The sequence below is a fragment of the Streptococcus mitis genome (assembly GCF_008763935.1).
GTDB lineage: Bacteria > Bacillota > Bacilli > Lactobacillales > Streptococcaceae > Streptococcus > Streptococcus mitis_DB.
Genome location: NZ_VTQF01000006.1, coordinates 1 through 26,410 on the forward strand (window position 1 = coordinate 1; position 26,410 = coordinate 26,410).

32 protein-coding genes and 2 pseudogenes are annotated in these 26,410 nt (G+C 34.3%); 31 read left to right on the forward strand and 3 right to left on the reverse strand.

Features of this window, described 5'->3' with window-relative positions; genetic code table 11:
• The 19 genes and pseudogenes from F9B91_RS08645 to msr(D) form a co-directional block, all read left to right on the forward strand.
• Nucleotides 1-382 (forward strand): annotated as a pseudogene (locus F9B91_RS08645) (peptidylprolyl isomerase); the annotation flags it as partial.
• A 4-nt stretch (nucleotides 383-386) separates the two neighbouring features.
• Entirely contained in the window at nucleotides 387-1,472 is a 1,086-nt protein-coding gene (locus F9B91_RS08650) for a toprim domain-containing protein (RefSeq protein ID WP_150922987.1), read from the forward strand.
• A gap of 50 nt (nucleotides 1,473-1,522) precedes the next feature.
• A complete protein-coding gene (locus F9B91_RS08655; RefSeq protein WP_000152419.1) occupies nucleotides 1,523-1,756 on the forward strand; it encodes a DUF5965 family protein in 234 nt (77 codons plus the stop codon).
• Nucleotides 1,753-2,136, forward strand: coding sequence for a DUF5945 family protein (locus F9B91_RS08660; protein WP_002933294.1), 384 nt, complete (start codon nucleotides 1,753-1,755; stop codon nucleotides 2,134-2,136). The genes F9B91_RS08655 and F9B91_RS08660 overlap by 4 nt, the downstream gene beginning before the upstream one ends.
• Before the next feature lie 37 nt (nucleotides 2,137-2,173).
• Entirely contained in the window at nucleotides 2,174-2,446 is a 273-nt protein-coding gene (locus F9B91_RS08665; protein WP_150922989.1) for a hypothetical protein, read from the forward strand.
• A 70-nt stretch (nucleotides 2,447-2,516) separates the two neighbouring features.
• Nucleotides 2,517-2,993 (forward strand): type II toxin-antitoxin system antitoxin PezA, encoded by a 477-nt coding sequence (gene pezA / locus F9B91_RS08670; protein ID WP_022524938.1) that lies wholly within the window; start codon nucleotides 2,517-2,519, stop codon nucleotides 2,991-2,993.
• Complete coding sequence (gene pezT, locus F9B91_RS08675) at nucleotides 2,993-3,763, forward strand: type II toxin-antitoxin system toxin PezT (RefSeq protein WP_150922991.1); 771 nt, start codon at nucleotides 2,993-2,995, stop codon at nucleotides 3,761-3,763. The genes pezA and pezT overlap by 1 nt, the downstream gene beginning before the upstream one ends.
• Nucleotides 3,764-4,013: 250 nt before the next feature.
• On the forward strand, nucleotides 4,014-4,697 hold the full coding sequence (locus tag F9B91_RS08680) for a LexA family transcriptional regulator (RefSeq protein ID WP_150922993.1): 684 nt from the start codon (nucleotides 4,014-4,016) through the stop codon (nucleotides 4,695-4,697).
• A gap of 2 nt (nucleotides 4,698-4,699) precedes the next feature.
• Nucleotides 4,700-6,115 carry a Y-family DNA polymerase gene (locus F9B91_RS08685; RefSeq protein ID WP_150922995.1) on the forward strand — a complete coding sequence of 472 codons (1,416 nt, stop codon included), beginning with the start codon at nucleotides 4,700-4,702 and terminating at the stop codon, nucleotides 6,113-6,115.
• Nucleotides 6,112-6,489 (forward strand): hypothetical protein, encoded by a 378-nt coding sequence (locus tag F9B91_RS08690; protein WP_150923001.1) that lies wholly within the window; start codon nucleotides 6,112-6,114, stop codon nucleotides 6,487-6,489. Before F9B91_RS08685 ends, F9B91_RS08690 begins: the two co-directional genes overlap by 4 nt.
• Nucleotides 6,467-6,757 carry a DUF5960 family protein gene (locus tag F9B91_RS08695; RefSeq protein ID WP_037606793.1) on the forward strand — a complete coding sequence of 97 codons (291 nt, stop codon included), beginning with the start codon at nucleotides 6,467-6,469 and terminating at the stop codon, nucleotides 6,755-6,757. Before F9B91_RS08690 ends, F9B91_RS08695 begins: the two co-directional genes overlap by 23 nt.
• 293 nt (nucleotides 6,758-7,050) lie before the next feature.
• Nucleotides 7,051-7,407 carry an SAG1252 family conjugative relaxosome accessory protein gene (locus tag F9B91_RS08700; protein WP_150923003.1) on the forward strand — a complete coding sequence of 119 codons (357 nt, stop codon included), beginning with the start codon at nucleotides 7,051-7,053 and terminating at the stop codon, nucleotides 7,405-7,407.
• A gap of 4 nt (nucleotides 7,408-7,411) precedes the next feature.
• On the forward strand, nucleotides 7,412-7,777 hold the full coding sequence (locus tag F9B91_RS08705; RefSeq protein ID WP_049534619.1) for a MobC family plasmid mobilization relaxosome protein: 366 nt from the start codon (nucleotides 7,412-7,414) through the stop codon (nucleotides 7,775-7,777).
• Nucleotides 7,764-9,593: an SAG1250 family conjugative relaxase gene (locus F9B91_RS08710; RefSeq protein WP_150923005.1), complete on the forward strand. Its 1,830-nt coding sequence runs from the start codon at nucleotides 7,764-7,766 to the stop codon at nucleotides 9,591-9,593. The genes F9B91_RS08705 and F9B91_RS08710 overlap by 14 nt, the downstream gene beginning before the upstream one ends.
• Before the next feature lie 103 nt (nucleotides 9,594-9,696).
• Nucleotides 9,697-9,924: a helix-turn-helix domain-containing protein gene (locus tag F9B91_RS08715; protein WP_000919632.1), complete on the forward strand. Its 228-nt coding sequence runs from the start codon at nucleotides 9,697-9,699 to the stop codon at nucleotides 9,922-9,924.
• Nucleotides 9,925-10,378: 454 nt separating this feature from the next.
• The gene (locus F9B91_RS08720; RefSeq protein ID WP_150923007.1) at nucleotides 10,379-12,181 is read left to right on the forward strand and encodes a recombinase family protein; all 1,803 of its coding nucleotides are present in this window, start codon (nucleotides 10,379-10,381) and stop codon (nucleotides 12,179-12,181) included.
• A 367-nt stretch (nucleotides 12,182-12,548) separates the two neighbouring features.
• Nucleotides 12,549-12,719, forward strand: a complete 171-nt coding sequence (locus tag F9B91_RS08725) for a hypothetical protein (RefSeq protein WP_000873143.1) — start codon at nucleotides 12,549-12,551, stop codon at nucleotides 12,717-12,719.
• 385 nt (nucleotides 12,720-13,104) lie between these two features.
• Complete coding sequence (mef(A), locus tag F9B91_RS08730; protein WP_000417519.1) at nucleotides 13,105-14,322, forward strand: macrolide efflux MFS transporter Mef(A); 1,218 nt, start codon at nucleotides 13,105-13,107, stop codon at nucleotides 14,320-14,322.
• 20 nt (nucleotides 14,323-14,342) lie between these two features.
• The gene (msr(D), locus tag F9B91_RS08735) at nucleotides 14,343-15,806 is read left to right on the forward strand and encodes an ABC-F type ribosomal protection protein Msr(D) (protein ID WP_150923009.1); all 1,464 of its coding nucleotides are present in this window, start codon (nucleotides 14,343-14,345) and stop codon (nucleotides 15,804-15,806) included.
• 117 nt (nucleotides 15,807-15,923) lie between these two features.
• On the opposite strand, the gene F9B91_RS08740 is transcribed toward msr(D), so the two are convergent.
• The 3 genes and pseudogenes from F9B91_RS08740 to F9B91_RS08750 all read right to left on the reverse strand — a co-directional run.
• Nucleotides 15,924-16,223 carry a DUF5960 family protein gene (locus F9B91_RS08740; RefSeq protein ID WP_001072467.1) on the reverse strand — a complete coding sequence of 100 codons (300 nt, stop codon included), beginning with the start codon at nucleotides 16,221-16,223 and terminating at the stop codon, nucleotides 15,924-15,926.
• Nucleotides 16,210-16,578, reverse strand: a complete 369-nt coding sequence (locus F9B91_RS08745; RefSeq protein ID WP_000567197.1) for a hypothetical protein — start codon at nucleotides 16,576-16,578, stop codon at nucleotides 16,210-16,212. Before F9B91_RS08745 ends, F9B91_RS08740 begins: the two co-directional genes overlap by 14 nt.
• Nucleotides 16,575-16,754 (reverse strand): annotated as a pseudogene (locus F9B91_RS08750) (DNA polymerase); the annotation flags it as partial. The pseudogene F9B91_RS08750 and the gene F9B91_RS08745, both read right to left, overlap by 4 nt.
• On the opposite strand from F9B91_RS08750, the gene F9B91_RS08755 reads away from it, so the two are divergent.
• The 12 genes from F9B91_RS08755 (at nucleotide 16,752) to F9B91_RS08815 (ending at nucleotide 26,407) form a co-directional block, all read left to right on the forward strand.
• Nucleotides 16,752-17,183 carry a zinc ribbon domain-containing protein gene (locus F9B91_RS08755; RefSeq protein WP_001178677.1) on the forward strand — a complete coding sequence of 144 codons (432 nt, stop codon included), beginning with the start codon at nucleotides 16,752-16,754 and terminating at the stop codon, nucleotides 17,181-17,183. The pseudogene F9B91_RS08750 and the gene F9B91_RS08755 overlap by 3 nt on opposite strands.
• A 134-nt stretch (nucleotides 17,184-17,317) precedes the next feature.
• Nucleotides 17,318-18,205: a nucleotidyltransferase gene (locus F9B91_RS08760; protein ID WP_001270697.1), complete on the forward strand. Its 888-nt coding sequence runs from the start codon at nucleotides 17,318-17,320 to the stop codon at nucleotides 18,203-18,205.
• A gap of 5 nt (nucleotides 18,206-18,210) precedes the next feature.
• On the forward strand, nucleotides 18,211-18,795 hold the full coding sequence (locus tag F9B91_RS08765; RefSeq protein ID WP_001005371.1) for a hypothetical protein: 585 nt from the start codon (nucleotides 18,211-18,213) through the stop codon (nucleotides 18,793-18,795).
• 334 nt (nucleotides 18,796-19,129) lie between these two features.
• Nucleotides 19,130-19,747, forward strand: coding sequence for an RpiB/LacA/LacB family sugar-phosphate isomerase (locus F9B91_RS08775; RefSeq protein ID WP_150923010.1), 618 nt, complete (start codon nucleotides 19,130-19,132; stop codon nucleotides 19,745-19,747).
• A 203-nt stretch (nucleotides 19,748-19,950) separates the two neighbouring features.
• The gene (locus F9B91_RS08780) at nucleotides 19,951-20,757 is read left to right on the forward strand and encodes an alpha/beta hydrolase (RefSeq protein WP_150923011.1); all 807 of its coding nucleotides are present in this window, start codon (nucleotides 19,951-19,953) and stop codon (nucleotides 20,755-20,757) included.
• A gap of 11 nt (nucleotides 20,758-20,768) precedes the next feature.
• A complete protein-coding gene (locus tag F9B91_RS08785) occupies nucleotides 20,769-20,903 on the forward strand; it encodes an ADP-ribosylglycohydrolase (protein WP_080976061.1) in 135 nt (44 codons plus the stop codon).
• Nucleotides 20,904-20,999: 96 nt separating this feature from the next.
• Complete coding sequence (locus F9B91_RS08790; RefSeq protein ID WP_049487165.1) at nucleotides 21,000-21,617, forward strand: SAP domain-containing protein; 618 nt, start codon at nucleotides 21,000-21,002, stop codon at nucleotides 21,615-21,617.
• 40 nt (nucleotides 21,618-21,657) lie between these two features.
• Nucleotides 21,658-22,512, forward strand: a complete 855-nt coding sequence (locus F9B91_RS08795) for an ADP-ribosylglycohydrolase family protein (RefSeq protein ID WP_150923013.1) — start codon at nucleotides 21,658-21,660, stop codon at nucleotides 22,510-22,512.
• A 109-nt stretch (nucleotides 22,513-22,621) separates the two neighbouring features.
• Nucleotides 22,622-23,503 carry a diacylglycerol/lipid kinase family protein gene (locus F9B91_RS08800; protein ID WP_150923015.1) on the forward strand — a complete coding sequence of 294 codons (882 nt, stop codon included), beginning with the start codon at nucleotides 22,622-22,624 and terminating at the stop codon, nucleotides 23,501-23,503.
• Nucleotides 23,504-23,566: 63 nt separating this feature from the next.
• Complete coding sequence (locus tag F9B91_RS08805; protein WP_150923017.1) at nucleotides 23,567-24,058, forward strand: phosphoribosylanthranilate isomerase; 492 nt, start codon at nucleotides 23,567-23,569, stop codon at nucleotides 24,056-24,058.
• A gap of 175 nt (nucleotides 24,059-24,233) precedes the next feature.
• A complete protein-coding gene (locus F9B91_RS08810) occupies nucleotides 24,234-25,976 on the forward strand; it encodes a glycoside hydrolase family 13 protein (protein WP_150923019.1) in 1,743 nt (580 codons plus the stop codon).
• 119 nt (nucleotides 25,977-26,095) lie between these two features.
• Entirely contained in the window at nucleotides 26,096-26,407 is a 312-nt protein-coding gene (locus F9B91_RS08815) for a hypothetical protein (protein ID WP_000420557.1), read from the forward strand.
• Nucleotides 26,408-26,410 lie beyond the last annotated feature (3 nt).

A 26,410-nucleotide genomic window follows, 5' to 3' on the forward strand; every position in this document is an offset into this window, starting at 1 on the left:
TCAACCTTATATGACTGAATCGGCTTATTCTCAAGAATTGTCAAGTCAAAATGATGCCATGAATCAAGTGTATAAGGATTATATTTTGGATTATCATTTTGAAAAAGCTGATATCTTTGTCAATCAGACTACGAATCAAGCCATTGCCATGGTCTCTTATAATGTAACCTATGTATCCGATTTAAAGAATGCCAACCAATCAAAGACCAATCAGACAGAAACAAGAACTGTTAAATTGTCCTATTCTAAACTACCTGGTAAGTTATTGGTCAATCAAGTGCAGGTTTGGAAATCTGGGTTAGATGATTTAGATAAGGCCACTCCTAAAACTTTAGAAGAATCATCATCAATACCATCACTGCCAAATACTACGACAAAATGATGATATGGAAATAGAAGAATGTAAGCAAATTTCAATTCTTGATGTAGCCAATCGTTTAGGTATCTCCTTTAAACAAGTTTCGAGCAGTGTCTATGAACATCCTGAACACGATTCATTTCGGATTTTTTCAACTACCAATACTTTTAAATGGTTTTCAAGAGATATTCAAGGTGATGTCATTGATTTTGTTCGACTTGTTAAGGGAATCTCTTTTAAAGAAGCTCTAGCTTTTCTTTCTGAAGAACCTTTTCAAAAAGAAGCTGTTCAAGAAAATAGATTGAGACCATTTTATTATCCTTTAAAGAGAGTAGAAGATTCTAACTGTAGTCTGGCCAGATATTACTTAACAGAATGTAGAGGAATTTCAGAAGAAATCGTACAAAGGATGATTCAACAAGGTTTAATAGCACAAGCCAGCTGGAAAACAAATGAAACAGTTGAACCTGTTATTGTTTTTAAAAGCTTTGATCATCGTCACATACTACAGGCAGCAAGCCTACAAGGGATTTATAAGAATCCCGCTCTTTCTAGAAAGAGGTTAAAAACGATTCTAAAAGGAAGCCATGGACATATTGGAATATCCTTTGACATTGGTAAACCAAATAGACTGGTCTTTTGTGAATCGTTCATCGACTTGATGAGCTATTACGAACTTCATCAACAAAGTCTATCTGATGTTCGTTTGGTATCTATGGAAGGATTAAAAAGGTCTGTTGTCGCTTATCAAACTTTACGACTGATAGCTGAAGAAAATCAGAAGTTGGAATTTTTAGATACAGTAACACCTTCAAAGTTATTGCCTTTGTTCAATACAATTCGTGATACCACTACCTATTTTGATAATCATCCTGATTTATTGACACTTGCGGTAGATTGTGATGATGCAGGTAAAGATTTTTCTGATAAGTTATCTCAATCAGGATTTCCTGTTTTCCTGGATTTACCTGATAATGAATTTGGGAAAGAAAAAATAGACTGGAACGATATTCTTCGAGAAAACAAATCAGATTTTCAATCTATGATTGAGACTGCAAAAGAGATGTTTGGAAATCCATCATTAAGACAAACCTCTCAATGTTTAGAATTGTGATAACAAAATCAAGATGTTTTAGCTAATATTAAAATGAAGGAGGATCGTATATGACCATAATCGAACGCTTAGAAGAAAAGGTCACTAGGCAAGAAAGTAAGGTAGCAAGAGAGACAGAAAAACTAGCTGCTTACAAAGAGCAACTGGAGACAGCGATGTTTGCGACGTTCAAAAGACGTCAAAGCATTAGTCACATGAGTTTTGAAGAAGCTCTTGACCATGCCTTTGGTAAAGAAAGACAATTCGATGATTCTGAATTTAGAAAGGATGAAATGAGTGAATGACAAAAGATTGGAATTTTAATCAACCATTAGAAAGTAAATCAGAAAATCAAGAAGATCCAGATAAAATTGCGGCCTTATTTGGTAATCATCAAGGAGGTAATGATGTAAATTATGAAGCAGCTTTTCAAAAGCGTAAACAAGCACCTGTGACGGAATCAAATTCTAGTTCTAAACCCAAAGTTACAGAGGTTAGAACAGGAAAAGAGACAGATATCACTACAAGTTATCAGCAACATCTTAAAAGACTGATTGCAGATAACAATAGCGATATTCAAAGTAGTCAAAAGAAAATTGAAGAGCTACATACGTTGATCGACACAAAGAATAAAGACAATAAGAAATTGCAGTCAATTTATGATGCGATTTCCGAATTACACTAAGCAGTCCTGATAGGCTGCTTTTTTTGAGAGGTTATAGATGTTTACAACATTTTTTAAGAAAAATCACGACAATAGTGATGTATTTAAAAAGCTGATTCATAGACTATCTGATATGTCTGTCCAAGATCTTGAAAAAATAGACCGACTGTTAGATATCATTTTCACTCCAAATCAAGAATCACAACAACTAAAAACAGAAGCAACTTACAGAGAAGAAACTTTGGAAGACACATTAAAGGAAGCTAAGAACCAACTTCATAAAGAACAATTGGAGAAGAATTTAGAGAGATTTAGGAAAAATAGTCAATAATGCACCAAAAATGGTGCGTTTACTTTTTCTAAATGTTATAATGGTGGTATAAAAATAAAAGGAGTTTGCCATGATTGGAAAGAACATAAAATCCTTACGTAAAACACATGACTTAACACAAGACGACTTTGCCCGAATTGTAGGAATTTCTCGAAATAGCTTGAGCCGGTATGAAAATGGAACGAGTTCAGTCTCTACGGAACTAATAGACATCATTTGTCAGAAGTTTAATGTATCTTATGTCGATATTGTAGGAGAAGATAAAATGCTCAATCCTGTTGAAGATTATGAATTGACTTTAAAAATTGAAATTGTGAAAGAAAGAGGAGCTAATCTATTATCTCGACTCTATCGTTATCAAGATAGTCAGGGAATTAGCATTGATGATGAATCTAATCCTTGGATTTTAATGAGTGATGATCTATCTGACTTGATTCATACGAATATCTATTTAGTAGATAATTTTGATGAAATAGAGAGGTATAGCGGTTATTTGGATGGAATTGAACGCATGTTAGAGATATCTGAAAAACGGATGGTAGCCTAATGGAAATCCAAGATTATACTGATAGTGAATTCAAACATGCTCTAGCACGGAATCTTCGTTCTCTGACAAGAGGAAAAAAGTCCAGTAAGCAACCTATAGCGATTTTGCTTGGAGGGCAAAGTGGTGCTGGTAAGACTACAATTCATCGTATTAAACAGAAAGAATTTCAAGGAAATATTGTTATCATAGATGGCGATAGTTTTCGCTCTCAACATCCACACTATTTAGAGCTTCAGCAAGAATATGGCAAAGATAGTGTAGAATACACCAAAGATTTTGCAGGTAAAATGGTAGAGTCTTTAGTAACAGAATTGAGTCATTTGGGATACAATCTTTTGATAGAGGGAACTTTACGAACGATTGATGTTCCAAAGAAAACAGCACAACTCTTGAAAAGTAGGGGATATGAAGTACAATTAGCCTTGATTGCGACAAAGCCTAAGCTGTCCTATCTGAGCACCCTTATCCGATACGAAGAACTATACGCTATCAATCCAACTCAAGCACGCGCAACTCCAAAAGAACATCATGATTTCATTGTAAATCATCTAGTTGATAATACACGACAATTGGAAGAACTAGCTATCTTTGAAAGGATTCAAATTTACCAACGAGATAGAAGTTGTATATATGATTCAGGAGAAGATAAAATTTCAGCAGCAACCGTTCTACATGATTTACTATTTGGAGAATGGAATCAAGTAGAGAAAGAGATGCTTAAATCTGGAGAAGAAAGGTTAAAAGATTTAACTAATCGAAATGGTTTGTAGAGTTAGATTTTTAAAATAAAGTCCATTGGATCGTCAATTAAAAAATAACGATCCTTTTTTATATTCTCTATTTTCTTCTTCATATTTTTTCAAAGGTTTTAGCATTTTTCAGTGATGATTTCCTAACAATATAAGTACAAATTTAGCGCAGTTTATGATTATTTTAAATCTTTGGGATTATTAAACTCTTGATTTTTTCAAGAAGCTATGGTATTCTTTTGTTAGTTAATAAACTTACAAAGGAGAAAAGATGTTTTCACCTACTAAATTAAAAGAAAAAAGAGAGAGTCAGGGCTTATCTCAATCTCAACTTGCATCCAGTTTGGGAATTAGTCGAGCCTCATACTTTAATTGGGAATCAGGTAAAACAAAACCGAATCAAAATAATCTAACCAAATTGAGTCAGATTTTGAATGTTGATCCCCGATATTTTGAATCAGAGTATGAAATAGTAGAAACCTATCTCAAGTTAACGGAAAATAATCAAAAAGCAACACTTTATTATGCTACAGAATTGTTGAACAAACAGAATGCGAAGGTTGTAGAAATTCCTGAGCGTTTTGCTTATAAAGTTTACGAAAAATTATCAGCTGGTACAGGAACAGCTTATTTTGATGATGGTAATTACGATACAGTTTACTTCAATCATCAATTTGATTATGACCTTGCATCATGGGTGTTTGGTAATTCAATGGAACCGATATATGAAAATGGTTCTGTAGCCCTTATTAAGCAAACAGGATTTGATTATGATGGAGCTATTTATGCGATAGATTGGGATGGTCAAACTTATATAAAGAAAGTTTATCGTGAAGAAAATGGGCTTCGTTTAGTTTCACTCAATCGGAACTATTCAGATAAGTTTGCGCCTTACGATGAGAATCCCCGCATTATAGGGAAAATTGTTGGGAACTTTATGCCTTTAGAGGACTAAGTATGAGTTGGTTTGATTATAGTCTCGAACCTAAAAGTGACATTGCCTTTATTGATATGAAATCTTTTTACGCAAGTGTAGAATGTGTAGATAGAGGATTACACCCACTTAAGACTTCGCTTTGTGTTATGAGTCGTGCAGATAATTCTGCTGGTTTAATTCTTGCCTCCTCTCCTATGTTTAAAAAGGTATTTGGAAAGTCGAACGTTGGACGTTCCTATGATTTACCATTTGATGTAAAGACTCGCAAATTCTCTTACTATAATGCTAAGAAGCAAGGTTTACCGACAACGATAGATTATGTTCGTTATATAGAGGAATGGGCAAAATCAACTGTGATTGTTCCTCCGAGAATGGATACTTATATTGCAGTCAATATGGAGATTCAAAAAATTTTTCAAGAATTTGCGGCACCAGACGATATTTATCCCTATTCAATTGATGAAGGATTTATTGATTTAACCAGTTCATTAAATTATTTTGTGTCAGATAAAAGTATTGGACGGAAAGATAAGTTAGATATCATTTCAGCTGCAATGCAAAAAAAGATCTGGAGAAAAACAGGAATCTATTCAACGGTAGGTATGTCTAATGCCAATCCCTTATTAGCTAAGTTGGCACTTGATAATGAAGCTAAAAAAACTCCGACAATGAGAGCCAATTGGTCCTATGAAGATGTTGAAAAGAAAGTATGGACTATTCCTAAAATGACAGATTTCTGGGGAATTGGAAATCGAATGGAGAAGAGATTACATAATCTAAGTATCTTTTCGATTAAAGAATTGGCACAGGCTAATCCAGACTTGATAAAAAAAGAGCTTGGGATTATGGGACTAGAGTTATGGTTTCATGCCAATGGGATTGACGAAAGCAATGTTCATAAACCATATAATCCGAAGTCAAAAGGGATAGGGAACTCGCAAGTTTTACCTAGAGATTATGTAAAGCAAAGAGATATTGAAATTATACTTCGTGAAATGGCAGAACAAGTTGCGGTTAGATTGAGAAGAGCAGGTAAAAAAGCAACAGTCGTTTCTATACACTTAGGGTATTCTAAAGTGGAACAGAAGCGATCTATTCATACTCAAATGAAGATTGAGCCGACCAATCAAACAGCACTACTGACAAACTACGTTTTAAAGTTATTTCATACTAAATATACTTCAGGTGCTATCAGGAATGTTGCAGTTAACTATTCAGGTTTAGTAGACGAATCCTTTGGATTGATTTCATTGTTTGATGATATTGAGAAAATAGAAAAAGAAGAAAGGCTCCAGTCTGCAATCGATGCTATTCGAACAGAATTTGGTTTTACTTCATTATTGAAAGGGAATGCCTTAGACCAGGCTTCTAGAACAATTGCAAGGAGTAAACTCATCGGAGGACATTCAGCTGGAGGATTAGATGGGCTAAAATGATAAATCGTTCTTATTTACCTTTTTTGTCTGCAAGAGAGTATCAAGATCGTGGGATGGCTAAGTGGATGGGATTCTTTTTGTCAGAGCATTCAAGTTCTCTTTGGGAAGAAAAAAATAAAGATGATATCTCCATTTCCCTATCAATGGAAGAGAAAGTTCTATTTGTTCGTCAACTTTATACGAATGTATTCCCTGCAACTTTTGTTTTTAAGCATTCAAATAGAAGAAAAGTAGTATCAGGTATTGTAAAAGAAATTAGAAAAGAGTCTATATCTATTAAATCAGACACTGGTTTTTTACTATTAAAATGGGAAGATATACTCGATATTCAGATAGAAGGAGAGAGTCTAGATGAATCGGAAAGAATTATATGATGATAAATTGCAGCTAGATTATTTTTCTGATTCTTATTTACGGTTTGAATCAGATTTTTACAAGTATTCAGCTTTAGATATACCGTTAACATTTATCACTGATGACATTTTACGCACAATGGCTATGTCTCAAAAACATTATTTTAAACTTAATAAAAGCAAATCTTTAGACGGTCGTGATCATTACTTTGTTTTTTCTATCAAGATGAACAAAGACAGTAGTGGCATTAGACAGTATGAATATCAGAGACATTGTTTTAATTTGTAAGAGTCCGACAGGGCTCTTTTTCTGTGATAATTTTATCAAAAAGTATTTGTTATACTTTTTTTAATTTAGATTTATCTTGGGGGTTTGGGGGCGTGCCACCACATTGTCATATCGTTTGTTTTTTGAACCGTAAGGTTTGAAATGGCAGGCGATATGATTTTTGGGATATTGTGGACACAATATCTGAGCTCGCAAAGCCTTACAAAAATGTTGAAGCTATTTTGAAAAATGTACTGACAGTGTCTGTAAGCTTACATTGTCAGTACAGGTATCAATGAAGGAGGAAAAGTCATATGAAAAGAGATATACGTAGTATTCGGAAACAATTTCGCTTAACAGAAACGGAAGAAAAACAAATACTAGATTTAATGAGAGAGAAAGGAGAGGATAATTTTTCTGATTTTCTCCGTAAAAGCTTACTATTGTCTGATGGACAAAAACAGATGGAAAAATGGTTCAGTCTTTGGAAACAGCAAAAGTTGGAACAAATTAGCCGTGATGTTTATGAAGTATTGATAATTGCTAAAACAAATCATCAGGTTACTCACGAACATGTTTCTATTTTGTTAACTTGTATTCAGGAATTAATTAAAGAGGTAGAAAAAACAGCTCCTCTTAGTGAAAATTTTCGTAACAAATACATGAGGTAGTAGAGTGGAGCACCGATATAGAACAAATTTAAAAAAAGTCTTTTTATCTGACCTAGAATTAGTCAAATTGAATGAAAATATCTCGAAAAGTAACTGCTTATCATTCTCAGAATATGCTAGACGAACTCTACTAAATCCTGGTATGAATTTTATCACCATTGATACAAATAGTTATCAAGATTTGATTTTTGAATTAAAACGAATCGGAAATAATATTAATCAAATAGCCAGAAGCATAAATTATTCGAATTTAATAACGAAAGTTGAATTAGATGAATTGAGAAAAGGTATAGAAGAGTTAATAGTAGAAGTGGAGAAAGATTTTCTTATTCAATCTGAAAAATTGAGGAAATTTTATGGTCATCACTAAACACTTTGCGATTCATGGAAAAAATTATCGTAGTAAACTAATCAAATATATTTTGAATCCAAGTAAAACAAAAAACCTAACACTAGTTTCAGATTTTGGAATGAGAAATTATTTAGATTTTCCTAGTTATGAAGAACTAGTGAAGATGTACAATGATAATTTTTTAAGTAATGATAGTCTTTACGAATTTCGTCATGATAGGCAAGAAGTAAATCAACGAAAAATTCATTCTCATCACATCATTCAGTCCTTTTCTCCAGATGACCATCTTACTCCCGAACAAATCAATCAGATTGGTTATGAGACAGTTAAAGAGTTGACAGGAGGTAGATTTCGTTTTATCGTAGCAACTCATATGGATAAAGATCATATCCACAATCACATCATCCTAAATTCAATTGATCAGAATTCTGATAAAAAGTTTCTATGGGATTATAAGTCAGAACGTAATCTACGAATGGTTTCTGATCGTCTTTCAAAAATTGCAGGGGCAAAAATTATAGAAAATCGTTATTCGCATCGTCAGTATGAAGTTTATCGCAAAACAAATTACAAATATGAAATAAAACAACGGGTATATTTTCTAATCAAGAACTCAAAAAATTTTGAAGATTTTAAGAAAAAAGCTAAAGCTTTACATTTAAAAATTGATTTTAGACACAAGCATGTTACTTTTTTTATGACTGATTCAAATATGAAACAAGTCGTACGTGATAATAAATTGAGTAGAAAACAACCTTATAATGAAACTTATTTTAAGAAAAAGTTTGTTCAAAGGGAAATCATAAACATCTTAGAATTTTTACTTCCGAAAATGAAGAATATGAATGAATTGATTCAACGAGCAGAATTTTTTGGATTAAAAATAATTCCGAAAGAAAAACATGTTCAATTTGAATTTGATGAGATAAAGCTTTCAGAACAGGAATTGGGAAAAACGAATCGGTATAGTGTTAGTTATTTTCAAGACTATTTTAATAACAAAAATGAAACTGTTGTCTTAGATAATAAAAATTTAGTTGAACTTTACAATGAAGAAAAGCTAATTAAAGAAAAAGAGTTGCCGACAGAAGAGGTGGTATGGAAATCCTATCAAGATTTCAAGAGAAATAGGGATGCAGTTCATGAGTTTGAAGTAGAGTTAAATCTTAATCAAATAGAAGAAGTAGTAGACGATGGAATTTACATTAAAGTACAGTTTGGTATCCGACAAGAAGGACTTATTTTTGTACCAAATATTCAAATCAATATGGAAGAAGAAAAAGTTAAAGTATTTATCAGAGAAACTAGTTCTTACTATGTATACCATAAAGACTCAGCAGAAAAAAATCGCTTTATGAAAGGTAAAACTTTGATTAGGCAATTTAATCTTCAGTATGAACCGCAGCATATGTATAGAAGAATTCCTCTTAGCAAAATTAAAGAAAAAATAGAACAATTAGATTTTCTTATATCTGCGGAAAATAGTCCGAATGATTTTGAAGATATAACAAATGATTTCATTGCCCAAATATCATATCTAGAGAATATGATTGAACAAGTCCAAAATAAAATTGATGATTTAACTAATTTAGAGGAAGTATTGTTGAATAATATGGCAAATAGTTCTAGCAATTTAGAAAATAGTATTCAAGGTAAAAGTTCAGTAGATACAATAGAGAAGGATTTATACATATATAAAGGAAAGATTGAAACACTGAAGGAACAACATAGAGAAGCAATAAATTTATTTGAAATGTTTAATAAAACAATAAAGAAATATAAGGAAAAACAAAATATGAAATCTATTAAGGAAAATGAGATACATTTAGAGTAAACAGTTTCCTAAAAAGTATATATAGAATAGTTTCATGTGCCAATTTGTCACATATTTAAAAATAAGAAAATAACTATATTATACTTGTTTTAGGAGACATTGGATGTTGAAAAGGATTAGAGATTTACGCGAGGATGATGATTTGACACAAGAATATGTTGCAAAAACAATCTTAAATTGTACAAGATCAGCGTATTCTAAAATGGAATCAGGTACCAGGTTAATCTCTATAGATGACCTTATCAAACTTGCAGATTTTTATAATGTAAGTTTAGATTACCTTGTAGGTCGAGTGGATAATAAAGAAGACCATTACTCCAAAAAGTATTAGGTTAAGAAAGCACATTGACAATTGAATAGTCCAAAATGGTACTTTCCTCATTTGTGGAGCAGTTTTGAATGGCTCGCCATGATAAGAGCGACATTAAAACCATCAATAAAATAGAGCGATACTTTATATGCCATGATACAAATGATATACAATGATACTTCTGACCGTTCAGGCTGCCAACGTAAAAGAGCAGCAAGTGAAATTCTTATGATGACTTCATCAGTCATGCCATGGAGGAGATTGATAAAAGATAAAAGGGAAGTGATTTTTTGAAATCAAATTTAGAAAATTATATAGTCGAGCTAGAGATGCTAAATCTATTATTCTTAAAAAAACTTATTAGCGAAAAAGAATATGAAAAAATAAAGCTGAAACTGCGTAAAATATACACAAATTAGCTGACCTTTTTTATTGGTTGCGGTAAAATAAATGCAGAGAAATAGGAGGTTAAGCCATGTCAAACAACGTTGAAATTATAAAAGCAAATCCTTTAGTAACTAGAAGAAATGATAATAGTGGTTCTTTATCGAGGAGAGTAGCAGCATATTGTCGTGTTAGTTCCGATAGTGATGATCAAAAAAATAGCTATGATTCTCAAGTTCGTCATTATAGAGAGTATATATCACAGCACCAAGATTGGATTTTGGTTGACATTTATGCTGATGAAGGGATTTCAGGAACTCAAGTTGGAAAAAGACAAGATTTTCAAAGATTGATTTCAGATTGCCTTGATGGAAAAATAGACTATATCATTACCAAAGCCATTGCTCGCTTTGCTAGAAATACATTAGATACTCTCAAATATGTTCGTTTGCTCAAAGATAAACAAATTGGTGTATTTTTCGAAGAAGAAAATATTGATACTTTAACTATGGATGGTGAGTTACTATTGACGATATTAAGTTCAGTGGCTCAACAGGAAGTTGAAAATACATCTGCCCATGTTAAAAAGGGGTTAAAAATGAAGATGCAACGTGGAGAACTTATTGGTTTTCAAGGTTGTCTTGGTTATGACTATAATCAAGATACAAAGTCGATATCAATAAATGAAAAAGAAGCCAAGATAGTACGTTATATTTTTGAACGATACATTGATGGTATTGGGGGTAGGGCAATAGCTAGAGAACTTGATGAACTAGGTTATAAAACTCCAAGAGGTCTTGATCACTGGCAAGATACAACAGTTTTAGGAATTATTAAAAACGAGAAGTATAAAGGTGATATTCTAATGGGAAAAACTTTCACTGTTGACCCCATTAGTAAGAGACGTTTAATAAATTTCGGTGAAGAAGATAAATACTACATTAAAAATAATCATGATGCGATAATTAGTCCAGAAATTTTTACACAGGCGCAAGAAATTCGATTACGGAGATCAGGAAACAAAAAAACCATAGCAAATACAAAAGGTAAACGAGAAAGATATTCAAGAATGTACCCTTTTAGCAGTAGATTAGAATGTGGTTTTTGTGGTACTGTTCTGTCTAGAAGAAGTTGGCACTCTAGTTCAGAGTACAAAAAGATTATTTGGCACTGTACAACATCTATAAAGAGAGGTAAAAAGTATTGCACTCATAGTAAAGGAATAGAGGAAAAAGCAATAGAAAATGCTTTTTTACAGAGCTACCAACAGTTGTTTTATGAAAATAATAACCTAACTGAAGACTTTCTTGAAATTATAAAAGAAGAGCTTACTGATGATACCTTAAAAGTGGAGTTGACTAAGATAGTTAGTAAATTAAATTCGTTGTACAAAAAAGAAGAAAAATTAGTTTCAATGAATCTAGATGGAAAAATAAGTGATTCTGTATATGAAGATAAATTCAATCAAATACAAATTGAGAAAGAAAAACTTTTAGAAGAAAAAGTAAATTTAGAAGTAACTTTAAAATCAGAAGTTGATATAAAAAGTAGATTAGAGAATTTTAAAGAAATTTTAACTTCACAAAAAACTTTGACGGAGTTTGACAAGGACATTTTTGAAAGTATCGTTGAAAAAATAATAGTAGGCGGAATAAATTCTGATGGAGAAATTGATCCAGCAATGTTGACTATAATTTTTAAAACGGGAGATTCTTCGACTAAAGATGCAAAATCTTACAAATCTAAAAGAAAGAATGCTAAAATAGATAATGATAAATTGTGTTTTAATGCCGTAACCGATGACGAAAAAAAGTGTACAAATAAAGAAAACAACGCACGTGGAGTGTGTCGCTCTGCTCGTAAAAGCTTAGAAACCTTTGAACGAAAGGGATAATGAAAGCCTTGATTGCAAGGCTTTTTGCTTTATGGTGGGTAAGTATCAGAGTGAGAAAATTTTTGGAATGAGTAGAAGTGATAGCTAGAAATTATCAGTTTCTATTTCCATTTACCCTGTGGGTACGTGTTTGTTTCCATTGACAAGGAGTTTGTGGGAATAGAAATGTACCCACCTTGTTTGAATCAAGTGAAGTGTAGTTGAAGGAAATCTGTTGAAAGCAATACTTCATTTTACCGAATAAGTAATAATTTAGGCAACTTCAAATCGATTAAAAAAAACTATTTTAAAGGTTAAGAGTAGACAAAAATTGTCCACTCTTTTTTGCAAACTCAATTTATCAATAAATGAAATGAGGGAATGTAAAATGAAATATTTTGAGGTTGAGTTAGAAAATCCTGATGAATTTTTAAAACTACAAACAGAAGATTTTGTGAAAGCTAATCGCTTGCTACTAAGGAAGATAATCCAGAGCGTTACAGTCTATGAAGAAAACTTCGTCATATCCTTTAAATCTGGCATCGAATTGGAAGTATGAGTCTCATTCCATAACTTTTATATTGAACATATCATCTTTTTGTGTTATACTATAAATTGATATAAACAAAGATGTAGGAGGAACCGAAACTATGACAGCCTCAATGCGTTTAAGATAAGCTGGCAATAAAAAAAGCAGAATCTATACCCGATGATAGGCTTTTTTGTTGTGCTTATTTATACGATATTGAGCATTCATTAGTTACGGTGAGGATATTGGTTATTTAACTATACCTTTATTTAACTATGTCTTTAATATGAATGTTTCCAAATTGTATGTATGCAGACCAAAAGCCACATTGTGGGGTTTGGCCTGCATTTTTTATTGCCTAGAATGCTATTCAAAATAGAAATTCAAGCAAAATAATATGCAGGAGATAATATAAATGGAAAAATACAACAATTGGAAACGAAAATTTTATGCAATATGGGCAGGGCAAGCAGTATCATTAATCACTAGTGCCATCCTGCAAATGGCGATTATTTTTTACCTTACAGAAAAAACAGGATCTGCGATGGTCTTGTCTATGGCTTCATTAGTAGGTTTTTTACCCTATGCGATTTTGGGACCTGCCATTGGTGTGCTAGTGGATCGTCATGATAGGAAGAAGATAATGATTGGTGCCGATTTAATTATCGCAGCAGCTGGTGCAGTGCTTGCTATTGTTGCATTCTGTATGGAGCTACCTGTCTGGATGATTATGATAGTATTGTTTATCCGTAGCATTGGAACAGCTTTTCATACCCCAGCACTCAATGCGGTTACACCACTTTTAGTACCAGAAGAACAGCTAACGAAATGCGCAGGCTATAGTCAGTCTTTGCAGTCTATAAGCTATATTGTTAGTCCGGCAGTTGCAGCACTCTTATACTCCGTTTGGGATTTAAATGCTATTATTGCCATCGACGTATTGGGTGCTGTGATTGCATCTATTACGGTAGCAATTGTACGTATACCTAAGCTGGGTAATCAAGTGCAAAGTTTAGAACCAAATTTCATAAGGGAGATGAAAGAAGGAGTTGTGGTTCTGAGACAAAACAAAGGATTGTTTGCCTTATTACTCTTAGGAACACTATATACTTTTGTTTATATGCCAATCAATGCACTATTTCCTTTAATAAGCATGGAACACTTTAATGGAACGCCTGTGCATATTTCTATTACGGAAATTTCCTTTGCATTTGGGATGCTAGCAGGAGGCTTATTATTAGGAAGATTAGGGGGCTTCGAAAAGCATGTATTACTAATAACAAGTTCATTTTTTATAATGGGGACCAGTTTAGCCGTTTCGGGAATACTTCCTCCAAATGGATTTGTAATATTCGTAGTTTGCTGTGCAATAATGGGGCTTTCGGTGCCATTTTATAGCGGTGTGCAAACAGCTCTTTTTCAGGAGAAAATTAAGCCTGAATATTTAGGACGTGTATTTTCTTTGATCGGAAGTATCATGTCACTTGCTATGCCAATTGGGTTAATTCTTTCTGGATTCTTTGCTGATAAAATCGGTGTAAATCATTGGTTTTTACTATCAGGTATTTTAATTATTGGCATTGCTATAGTTTGCCAAATGATAACTGAGGTTAGAAAATTAGATTTAAAATAAACAATATTGGAGGAAATGTTATGGAATTAATATTAAAAGCAAAAGACATTCGTGTGGAATTCAAAGGACGCGATGTTTTAGATATAAATGAATTAGAAGTATATGATTATGACCGTATTGGTTTAGTAGGAGCAAATGGTGCTGGAAAAAGCACTTTACTCAGGGTACTTTTAGGAGAATTAACTCCCCCAGGATGTAAAATGAATCGTCTGGGTGAACTTGCCTATATTCCCCAGTTGGACGAAGTAACTCTGCAGGAGGAAAAAGATTTTGCACTTGTAGGCAAGCTAGGTGTTGAGCAATTAAATATACAGACTATGAGCGGTGGTGAAGAAACAAGGCTTAAAATAGCACAGGCCTTATCGGCACAGGTTCATGGTATTTTAGCGGATGAACCTACGAGCCATTTAGACCGTGAAGGAATTGATTTTCTAATAGGACAGCTAAAATATTTTACAGGTGCACTGTTAGTTATTAGCCATGACCGCTATTTTCTTGATGAAATAGTAGATAAAATATGGGAACTGAAAGATGGCAAAATCACTGAGTATTGGGGAAACTATTCTGATTATCTTCGTCAGAAAGAGGAAGAACGTAAGAGCCAAGCTGCAGAATACGAACAATTTATTGCGGAACGTGCCCGATTGGAAAGGGCTGCGGAGGAAAAGCGAAAACAGGCTCGTAAAATAGAACAGAAGGCAAAAGGTTCTTCAAAGAAAAAAAGTACTGAAGACGGAGGGCGTTTAGCTCATCAAAAATCAATAGGAAGTAAGGAAAAAAAGATGTATAATGCTGCTAAAACCCTAGAGCACAGGATTGCGGCCTTAGGAAAAGTAGAAGCTCCGGAAGGCATTCGCAGAATTCGTTTCAGGCAAAGTAAAGCATTGGAGCTCCATAATCCATACCCTATAGTCGGTGCAGAAATTAATAAAGTATTTGGGGATAAGGCTCTGTTTGAAAATGCATCTTTTCAAATTCCGTTAGGAGCAAAAGTGGCGTTAACTGGTGGTAATGGAATCGGAAAAACAACTTTAATCCAAATGATCTTAAACCATGAAGAAGGAATTTCTATTTCGCCTAAGGCAAAAATAGGTTACTTTGCACAGAATGGTTACAAGTACAACAGTAATCAGAATGTTATGGAGTTTATGCAGAAGGATTGTGACTACAATGTATCAGAAATTCGTTCAGTGCTAGCATCTATGGGGTTCAAACAGAACGATATTGGAAAAAGTTTATCTGTTTTAAGCGGTGGAGAAATTATAAAATTGTTGCTTGCTAAAATGCTCATGGGTAGATATAACATCCTAATAATGGATGAACCCAGTAACTTCCTTGACATACCAAGTTTAGAGGCTTTGGAAATACTAATGAAGGAGTACACCGGAACTATCGTGTTTATCACCCACGATAAACGATTACTCGAAAATGTAGCAGATGTAGTTTATGAAATTAGAGATAAGAAAATAAATCTGAAACATTAAATTTAAGGTAGTCGCTGGTCAGTATAGTCTGTTCTGGTTGGCGACTCCATTGTTAAAGAGTATAAAGACTTTAGATTTTATGAATATTAAAAATAGGAACAGTCAATTGAACTGCTCCTATTTTTCTGCTAAATATATTGTAGTTTTCTTATATGTATAATGATAGATTAGCGGATTCTCATCTACGGTACTTACTTCAAATATGAAGAAGTGATCGCGGTTATCTCTGGACTTTTCCTTATTGAGGACAAAGTAATTCTTACGTGAAGTCGCCATTGTTTTTAGGATATCATCAGTTAGGAAGGTCAATGGAATATTCATGTTAGAGTAGCGGTAGAAGTCACGTTCAAAATCTTGGTAGCTCTCGCTATAATAGTCCATTTGTAGGTGATTACGCTGAAACTCAAGCTGATTCATAGAGCACCTCCTCGACAAGTTCAATACTAATAATGTCTTTTAATTTCAAATTGATGTGACCTGTTGTAGTTTTTATCAAAATGAAATCTTTGGTCAGACTTGGTATTGTTCCAGTGTAGGAAACACGCTTGTTTTTTTCAATCACTTGAATGCGTGTGCGTAGCTGCCCGGCGTATACTTGACTGAGGAGTAATAATTTCTTCTCTAGTGATAAGTCAGACATGTACGTTACTTTGTTTGTATCATCAGAGAGTGCTGATGCATGTTCAGATAGGAAAAAGCCCATCCATTTTTGCATCTTTGTATCCTGGTACTCTCTTGCTGACTGAAATGGTAAGGATGAACGGTCAATCATTTTAATCCCTCCAATCCACCAGCGGAATGACCGCCAATAAGTTTACTGCGTTCAATATTTTAGGAACCTTCAGTTAGGACGGTTCCTTTTTGTATGGCTAAAAAGCCAAACTGTTCTCTGACAACATCAATAGCTGTCTGAAGTCTATTTTCTTTTTCAATTTCTTCTACATCATGCAAAATGAGGACAACCCTTTTACTACCAAGGTGTTCTGTGCAGAATGCGGTTCAGCTTTTGGACGTAAGAACTGGACGACCAGTCGTGGCAAACGTAAAGTTTGGCAGTGTAACAACCGTTATAAGGTAAAGGGACAGATTGGTTGTCAGAATAACCATATCGATGAGGGAACACTAGAGAAAGCTGTAATGATGGCAGTTAAACTACTGAGTGAGAATATGGATTTGTTGCATGGAAAGTGGAATAAGATCTTGGAAGAAAACCAGTTATTAGAAAAGCATTACAGTGTGTTACTGGCTGAATTGATAAATAAGGAGTGTTGGGAATATGATTCCTTTGAGATGTGTCAGGTACTAGATAGTATTTTGATTTCGGAGGATGGACAGATAACCGTTAGATTTTTGGAAGGAACAGAAGTTGATTTATAAGGCTGTAGGCATAGTATAGTTCACTATGTTTGCAGCCTTTTTTCTTGTTTAGTGGTATAATTATATGTAGGATTTTTTTAATATCGGTTACTTTTTATGAATTAACCAAAAAACTAAAATGGAGTTGTTTTATAATGAGATATTCTGAAGAAGCATTACAATCATGGATTAAGCCGTTATCTGCCACTGAAGAAACACGGGTTGAAAATACTATTGGAATGATTAAAGATGCAATAGAAAGGAGTGGGCTCTCTTCAAAGTATGAATATGAAATTTTTGCCCAAGGTTCTTATGCAAATAATACGAATGTAAAGAAAAATAGCGACATTGATATCTGTATCATGGTGAAATCTTTATTTTATTGTGAGTATGTAGATGGGTTATCGGACCTAGACTATAATTACTCTAGTAGCAGCACCAATGCTAATGTATTTAAAAACGAAGTGATTAAAGCGTTAATTTCAAAATTTGGTGCAGAATCAGTTTCTATTGGCAATAAGTGTATCAATATTAATTCTAACTCATATCACGTAAATGCAGATGTAGTCCCATGTTTTCAATATCGAAATTATAGATATATTGGTAGCAGGTCATCTGAAAAATTTGTTGAAGGCATCAAATTTTTTACCTCAAACGGAAATTATGAAGTAATTAATTATCCTAAAGTTCATATACAAAATGGTATCTCTAAGAATAAATCTACTCACTATAAATATAAATATTTAGTTAGGATTATGAAGCATATTAAGAACGAGATGCAGGAGCTAGGATTGACAAACGAACGCATTTCTTCATATTTGATAGAATGTTTGGTCTGGAATATACCTGAACAGATGTTTTTCAATAGTAATAGCTACACAGGGTTGTTACAGCAAGCGTTATATTACATAGTGTCTCAAGTGAATTTAAATTGGGTTGAAGTAAGTGGAATGTATTACCTTTTTCGTTCAGAGCAGAAATGGAATTTACAGGATACAAAAACTTTTTTAGTTAGAATGATTGAATTTTTGGATTATAAATAAAACTTATGAATGAACAGCAGAAAAAATTTTTGAATATTACAATATGGGTTTTTGCAATTTGCTTGTTATTAAGATTGTTAATAAGTGGCCAAGAGATTGCAGTGAATCTTAAATCTGATATTTTGGCATTGGTATATTCAGCCATTGGGTATATTGGTGAAGCTATATCAGTTACAGCAATTATTATGGCTATTTTTGAAAAAACAGCATGGCGGTGGCCATTACTATCTAAGATTCATAATGTTCCAATTTTATTTGCGAATTATGTAGGTAGTTTCAAGACGGACTATGATCAGAATGAAAGAAATTGTGAACTTACTATTGAACAGTCATTTACGACTATTAAAGTTAAGTTTAAAACGGGTGAAAGTTCGAGCCATAGCATTACAGCATCAATTATCAATGATAATGGAACACAAAAATTAATTTATACATATTTAAATAGCCCAAGGGCTGAATTGCAAAGTCCTATACATTATGGGACGGTAATTCTTGATATTGATAATCCAAATCAACTAGAAGGAAATTATTATACTAATCGAGGAACCAAAGGTTCAATGAGTTTTGAGATAAACAACCCTTCTCGCTAGTTGGATTTGTAAAGATTTAAATAAAGAAAGAAGAACTAACTATCGGAAACTTGGCATAGATGTAACAATACTGTATATTAACGAAGCCGTAAATACTCGCATTAGTTACGTTTAATAGTTTAATACGGATATTCAGCAGCTTTGATTTCGTTTCACAGTATAGGTAGTAACCGTCAAGACATGTGGAGGCGGTAGTTTTGATGTCAAAAGTTGCAACCAGTGAATAAATGAAGTGTAGAAAATAAAGGCTTGTTCAATTCAATATATAATGAATTACCGGCACCCAAACCAAAGAAAAAGAAATAATTAAATTAGAAGTTGAAGGGGGGGAAGAATGAGAATCGGAGTTATTCAAGCAAGTTCGCAAGCGAGCAAAAATCAAATAATCTATGATGCTGTATTAAAGTATGCTCCAAAGAAATCTGAGGTTATAAATTTTGGCTGTACGATGGAAGAAAATGGAAAATACTCGTATATAGAAATTTCTATTCTTATAGGTATCTTATTGGCAAGTAGGACAGTTGATTTCGTTGTTACGGGCTGTTCTTCCGGACAAGGAATGATGCTTGCTTGTAATAGTATGCCTGATGTCATTTGCGGGTATGCACCTACACCGAAGGATGCCTATTTATTTGCTCAGATTAATAATGGAAATGCGATATCATTACCATTAGGTGAAGATTATACATGGTCAGGTACTGAAAATCTTGAAAAAACAATAGAAGCTCTTTTCTCAGAGCCATTTGGGCAAGGATACCCTAAAAGTGAGGCAGAGAGAAAGATAAGAGATGCCGAGAAACTTAAAGAAATAAGAAGAATCGGGCAGGTTCAGTTTGAAGAATTCGCAAATGTACTAGATATATCATTGTTTGAATCAATCAAGAGGAAACAGAATGTAATTCAGAATGTAAAGGCGTATGGGAAGAAAGAAATAGCTGATTTAATGAAATGAGTAAATCACAGTTTGTCGGGGTAATACCTTTTAACGATAACCTTATGCTATCGTCAAAAGGTTTATAGACATGTTCCCACATACATGTTCACTTGGCATACATAGTGTTCACTCGTTTTATGTCGAGTGTGTGGTACTGCTTTTAAGAGCTGATTGAACAAGGAAAATTAGCTAGTGAAAGTCCTACAGTAAGGAGTTTAAACATGAAATTCCATGAATTTGGTGATAAGAATTTGCCTCCTATTTTACTGATACATGGTGGTGGCAGTTCTTGGTGGAATTATCTTCGTCAAGCACGAATCCTGTCAGAAGAATACCGTATTATTCTACCCACTTTGAATGGCCACGGAGAGGAATATCAACTTGATTATGTTTCTACTGAAGATTCTGCTTTGGAGATTCTAGACTATATCAAAGCAAACTGTGGTGGGAAATTGTTTGCAATCGGTGGTGTTTCACTTGGTGGTCAAATTGCCATGGAGCTTTTGTCTTTAGACAGTGAAATTGCTGAGAAGGCCATCATAGACGGAAGCCTCTGTATTCCTCAACCAAGGTTAGCTAAAATCAGCATCTTTCTAGTGTCTCTATTTGGTAAACTGATGTTCAATAAATTCTCTTGCAAACTTCAGTTAAGCATGATGAACAAACTCTATCCTAAACTAGCTTATCCAAAGGAAATAAAAGCTTATTATTTGGAGGATCTGCCAAGGACGCCTATTAAAACATTGGTGACCATTTACAAAACCTATATGGGGCATTACAAGCTGAAAGATATGATTTCTGCTAGCAAGGCTCAGGTTCTGTATATCTATGGTGAAAAAGAATTGAACTGTGTGAAAGAATCAGCGAAATTATTTCATCAGCTACATTCAAATACAATTTTGCATGAAGCAAAGGGTTATAACCACGGTTATTTATCAGCTTACCTGCCTTATGAGTGGATTGATTTGGTGGTGCCATTTTTAAAGAGTGATTCATTAGAAATGTGTAACGAATCTGAAATGCCATAAGGAGGAAACGGATGCTAGGAGCAATTATTGTAGATATTGTAGGTTCAGTTTACGAATGGAACAATATCAAAACGAAGGACTTTCCTTTATTTAGTGAAGATTGTTTTTTCACTGATGATACGGTAAGTCCGAAGCTGATTGTGTGAGTTTGTTAGTGAAACGAAGTTAAACGTCAAAACAATGAAACTAAAACTCCATTATTTCGATATGACAATCTAAATTTGTTTTAAGGTGGTGTTTTTTTGATAAAAAGCAGACCTGAGTTTGATAAAATTGCATCCTTTGATGAGTTTAATAAATACTATTGGTATCGTAGTGAACTTTCACAGATATGCAAGTCATTAGGGCTTGAATATAGAGGTACAAAACAGGAACTCAATGATATTATTGAGCAGTACTTTAAGGGGAATTTGATTAAAAAATCATCAATAAAAAATAAAAAGAAACGAGTAGAAGTCGTTACCTTGGACACACCCTTGCTTGAATGTGGATTCTCCTTTAATGCACACTTTAGAGAATATTTCTCAACTTTAACAGATGTTTCGCCCTTTAAATTTACTGCTGATATGGCGACAGCTTGGAGAAAAGTAAAAAGAGAAAATGATTTGAGTTTTACAATCCAAGATATGCTAAAAGTTTATTATGGAGATTCAAATTATGCCAAGTATGACCATTCGGTTTGTCAATGGAACCAATTTTTAAAGGACTTCTGTGCAGACGAAAATAATCGTAACTGCTCGAATAAACTAAAAGTAGCTTCCATTCTTTGGAAAGAAGTTAGAAATTCAAGTAATGAAAAAATTTATTCAAAGAAACTTTTGACTGAATATGCTGATAGAATAGACGAGTATGAAAAGTAGAAATGTCAGTCTCAACCAATAGTTTGTAAGGAGGAATACCATGCTAGGAGCAATTGTTGGAGACATTGTAGGTTCAGTTTACGAATGGAACAACATCAAAACGAAGGATTTTCCTTTATTTCGTGAGGATTGTTTTTTCACGGATGATACGGTTATGACCTGTGCTGTCGCAGAGGCGATTATGAATGGGGGACAAAAAGACGACTTCATTGATGCTATGAAGAAATATGGTAGAATGTATCCTGATGCTGATTATGGTGCTCGGTTTAATGCATGGCTAAACAGCGATAACCGTGAGCCTTATAATAGCTTTGGGAATGGTTCGGCTATGCGTGTTTCTCCATGTGCTTGGACAATGGACTGTGGTTTTTGTGCGAGAACCGGAATGTGGCCATCATCTAGGGAATTTGCGAGTCTTTCTGCAGAGGTAACTCATAATCATCCAGAAGGTATCAAAGGTGCAATGGCTACAGCTGATGCTATCTTTCTGTGTCGTTATTACTTTGGAGGTTATTGCGGAGATTATGAGCAACCAATCAATGACAATCCTACAGAGTGTAAAAGACGGATTAAGGATTATATTGAGCAGGAATACGGCTACAATCTATCTCAAACTTTAGATGAAATCCGTCCTACATACCGTTTCAATGAAACGTGCCAGGATACCGTACCACAGGCCATTATTGCATTTCTAGAAAGTAGAGACTTCGAAGATGCGATAAGAAATGCCATCTCACTTGGTGGCGACAGTGATACTCTCGCTGCAATTACTGGTAGCATAGCCGAGGCGGCATACGGTATTCCTGACTGGATAAAGGATAAGGCCTTTTCTTACTTGGATGAATCCTTAAAGGATGTAGTTATACGATGGGAAAATAGAATAAAAGCGTATTAATCTCCAGTACGTCAGATTTCTCTTTTCTGTATTTTCGTAGTATAATAGGGATACGTTTAGTTTCATATAATGAGATATATATTTTTAACGAATATTAAGGAGAAAATTAATGAAAAAAGCAATGGTAATTATTAATCCAACCTCTGGTGGCGAAAAGGCTTTGGATTACAAAGAAAAGCTGGAGAATAAAGTAAAAGAATACTTTGAGCACGTGGAAACCAAAATTACCGAAAAGGCGCTGGATGCAACACATTTTGCTGAAGAAGCTTCTCGTGAGCAGTACGATGCAGTGGTTGTGTTTGGTGGAGATGGGACTGTCAACGAAGTCATTTCGGGTATTGCTGAGAGAGACTACATTCCTAAGTTGGGTATTATCCCAGGCGGTACGGGTAACCTCATTACGAAACTGTTGGAAATCAATCAAGACATCGATGGCGCGATAGATGAACTGGATTTTGATTTAACCAATAAGATTGATATCGGAAAAGCGAATGACAATTATTTTGGTTATATCTTTAGTATCGGTTCTCTACCTGAGGCGATTCACAATGTTGAAATCGAGGACAAAACAAAATTCGGTATTTTAGCCTATGCTGTAAATACCATGAAGTCTGTCATGACAGATCAGGTCTTTAACATTAAGGTTGAGACAGAAAATGGAAATTATGTTGGTGAAGCTAGCCATGTGTTGGTTCTCTTGACAAATTACTTCGCTGATAAAAAAATCTTTGAAGAAAACAAAGATGGCTATGCTAATATTTTGATTCTGAAGGATGCTTCTATATTCTCCAAATTATCCGTTATTCCTGATTTACTAAAAGGGGATGTTGTCGCAAATGATAATATCGAGTATATCAAAGCTCGTAATATTAAAATTTCTTCTGATAGTGAATTGGAGTCAGATGTTGACGGTGATAAGTCAGATAACCTACCTGTAGAAATCAAAGTCCTAGCTCAGCGAGTAGAAGTATTTTCAAAACCGAAAGAGTAGAAGGTAAAAATTAGTTTATTATTCACAACGAAATTAAGTCCTATATCAACGATTGGAGGAGGAATGAATTCTCTATTTGATGAATTTCGAATAATTTGTTCTCATTTAAACCAAATCGGAATCACTCCGACGCTCATGGGGTCTTTGGGGTTTGAATACCGTTCAAATGAAGAATGGAGGCCGTCTGACATTGACATTCATGTGCCTGGTGATCCTAGAGGTTGGGAAGCGCCTGATCATCTCAGAATTTATGAGTGGGACAAGATAATGAAAGTGATGAAACACTTAGGCTATGACTTAATAGATATTCATGAGCATGAATTCAAAAAAGATGGACTGAGTGTTGAATTCGGAAGTATCGATTCTTTACCTGATTTTGCAGGAGTTTCGGAATCGGATATAGAGTTGATTCATCTCGAAAACATCACTTTTCGCATTCCAAATCTAGAACAGTTTTTAAGTATTTACAAGGCTTCTTCCCAAGATTCCTATCGAAATGAGCACAATAACAATAAGGATTTTAAAAAAATTGAGTGGATGGAAAGATATTTGTAAATCATCATTTGAAAAGTAGCAAGTTGTAAGACAGGCTGCTTTTTTATTTATAGAACCAAACCACTAGAATCTACGGACAAGCCTTGAAAATAAAATACGAAAGTAGTATACTAGAATCACAATTATAAAAACGTTTGCGTTGTAAATGCAACCAAGTAAATCAGGAGACAAATTGATGGAATTAAGCGCTATTTACCATAGGTCTGAGTCGGAGTTCGCCTATCTTTATAAGGATAAGAAACTTCATGTTCGGATTCGAACTAAGAGAGGGGACATCGAAAGCATCATCTTGCATTATGGGGACCCTTTTATCTTTATGGAGGAGTTTTATCAAGATACAAAGGAAATGTCCAAGCTGACTTCTGACGCCATCTTTGATTATTGGCAGGCTGAAGTGTCAGTTGACTTTGCACGTATCCAGTATCTCTTTGAACTCAAGGATACAGAAGGCCAAAGTATTTTGTATGGCGATAAAGGGTGTGTGGAAAATTCTCTAGAAAATCTTCATGCCATTGGAAACGGATTTAAGTTGCCCTATCTTCATGAGATTGATGCCTGCAAGGTTCCTGACTGGGTTTCAAATACGGTATGGTATCAGATATTTCCTGAGAGATTTGCTAATGGAAATACTTTATTAAACCCAGAAGGGACTTTAGACTGGGATTCCTCTATCACACCTCGAAGTGATAATTTCTTTGGTGGTGATTTACAGGGGATTATAGACCATCTGGATTATTTGCAAGACTTGGGTATTACTGGACTATATCTTTGTCCTATCTTTGAATCTACGAGCAATCATAAGTACAATACGACAGATTACTTTGAAATTGACCGTCATTTTGGAGATAAGGAGACATTTCGGGAGCTGGTCGAGCAAGCGCATCAGCGTGGCATGAAAATCATGTTGGATGCTGTATTTAATCATATTGGTTCGCAATCGCTTCAATGGCAAGATGTTGTCAAAAATGGTGAGCAATCTGCTTATAAAGATTGGTTCCATATTCAACAATTCCCAGTGACGACTGAAAAACTTGCTAATAAGAGAGACTTACCCTATCATGCTTTTGGTTTTGAGGACTATATGCCTAAGCTAAATACAACCAATCCAGAGGTCAAGGGCTATCTTTTAAAGGTTGCGACTTATTGGATTGAAGAGTTTGATATCGATGCTTGGCGTTTGGATGTGGCCAATGAGATTGACCATCAATTCTGGAAGGATTTTCGCAAGGCAGTTTTAGCTAAAAAGACTGATCTTTATATTTTAGGAGAAGTCTGGAATACGTCTCAGCCTTGGCTAAATGGAGATGAGTTCCATGCTGTTATGAATTATCCTTTATCTGATAGTATCAAGGACTATTTCTTACGAGGAATTAAGAAGACAGACCAATTCATCGATGAAATCAATGGCCAATCTATGTATTACAAGCAGCAGATTTCAGAGGTTATGTTTAATCTCTTGGATTCGCATGATACAGAACGAATCTTGTGGACGGCAAATGAAGACGTTCAACTGGTTAAATCATCATTAGCCTTTCTCTTTTTACAAAAGGGAACACCCTGCATCTATTACGGAACAGAGTTAGCTTTAACCGGAGGACCAGACCCAGATTGTCGACGTTGTATGCCTTGGGAACGTGTATCAAGTGACAATGATATGCTGAATTTCATGAAGCAGCTGATTAATATTAGAAAACAAGTGTCATCAACCATTCAGCATGGCAAGTATAGCCTAAAAGAAATTAAAGCTGATGTAGTAGCCTTGGAATGGACATACGAAGGACAGGTCCTCAAAGCTATATTTAACCAATCAAAAGATGATTATCTTTTAGAGAAAGAAGCAGTAGCACTAGCAAGCAATTGCCAAGAATTTGAGAATCGGCTTGTCATCTCTCCAAAAGGATTTGTGATTTTTCATTAAAGAGCAATTATGAGCGACAGGAAAGTTGTAGTATAGAGAAGACTTTACAAACAGACTATTTGTCGTCTTGCTACAATTAGTATATAATCTAACTTAGAGAAAATAGGAGGATTAATCAGATGGAATTAAAAGATTTTACAGAAAAAGAACAGGAAATGATTAAGAAGGGACTTACGACGTCTAAGATTAGTGACAAGGAAACTGCTGAGAAGATTCTTGCTCTAGTACCACAAGACTTGATTAAGCGAATTCCATTTTTCGTCAGAAAACATGCAACAACACGTACGATTAAACGCATTTCAATTGAACACCCTGAACTCTATGCTACAGCTCAAACAAGTGGTGAGATTCCAGAAAAAGAACGCGAAGAATTGCGTCAGATTATCACAACTATCTTTGAACAAAAGATGAATAAGCATAGTATTAAGTAGAGA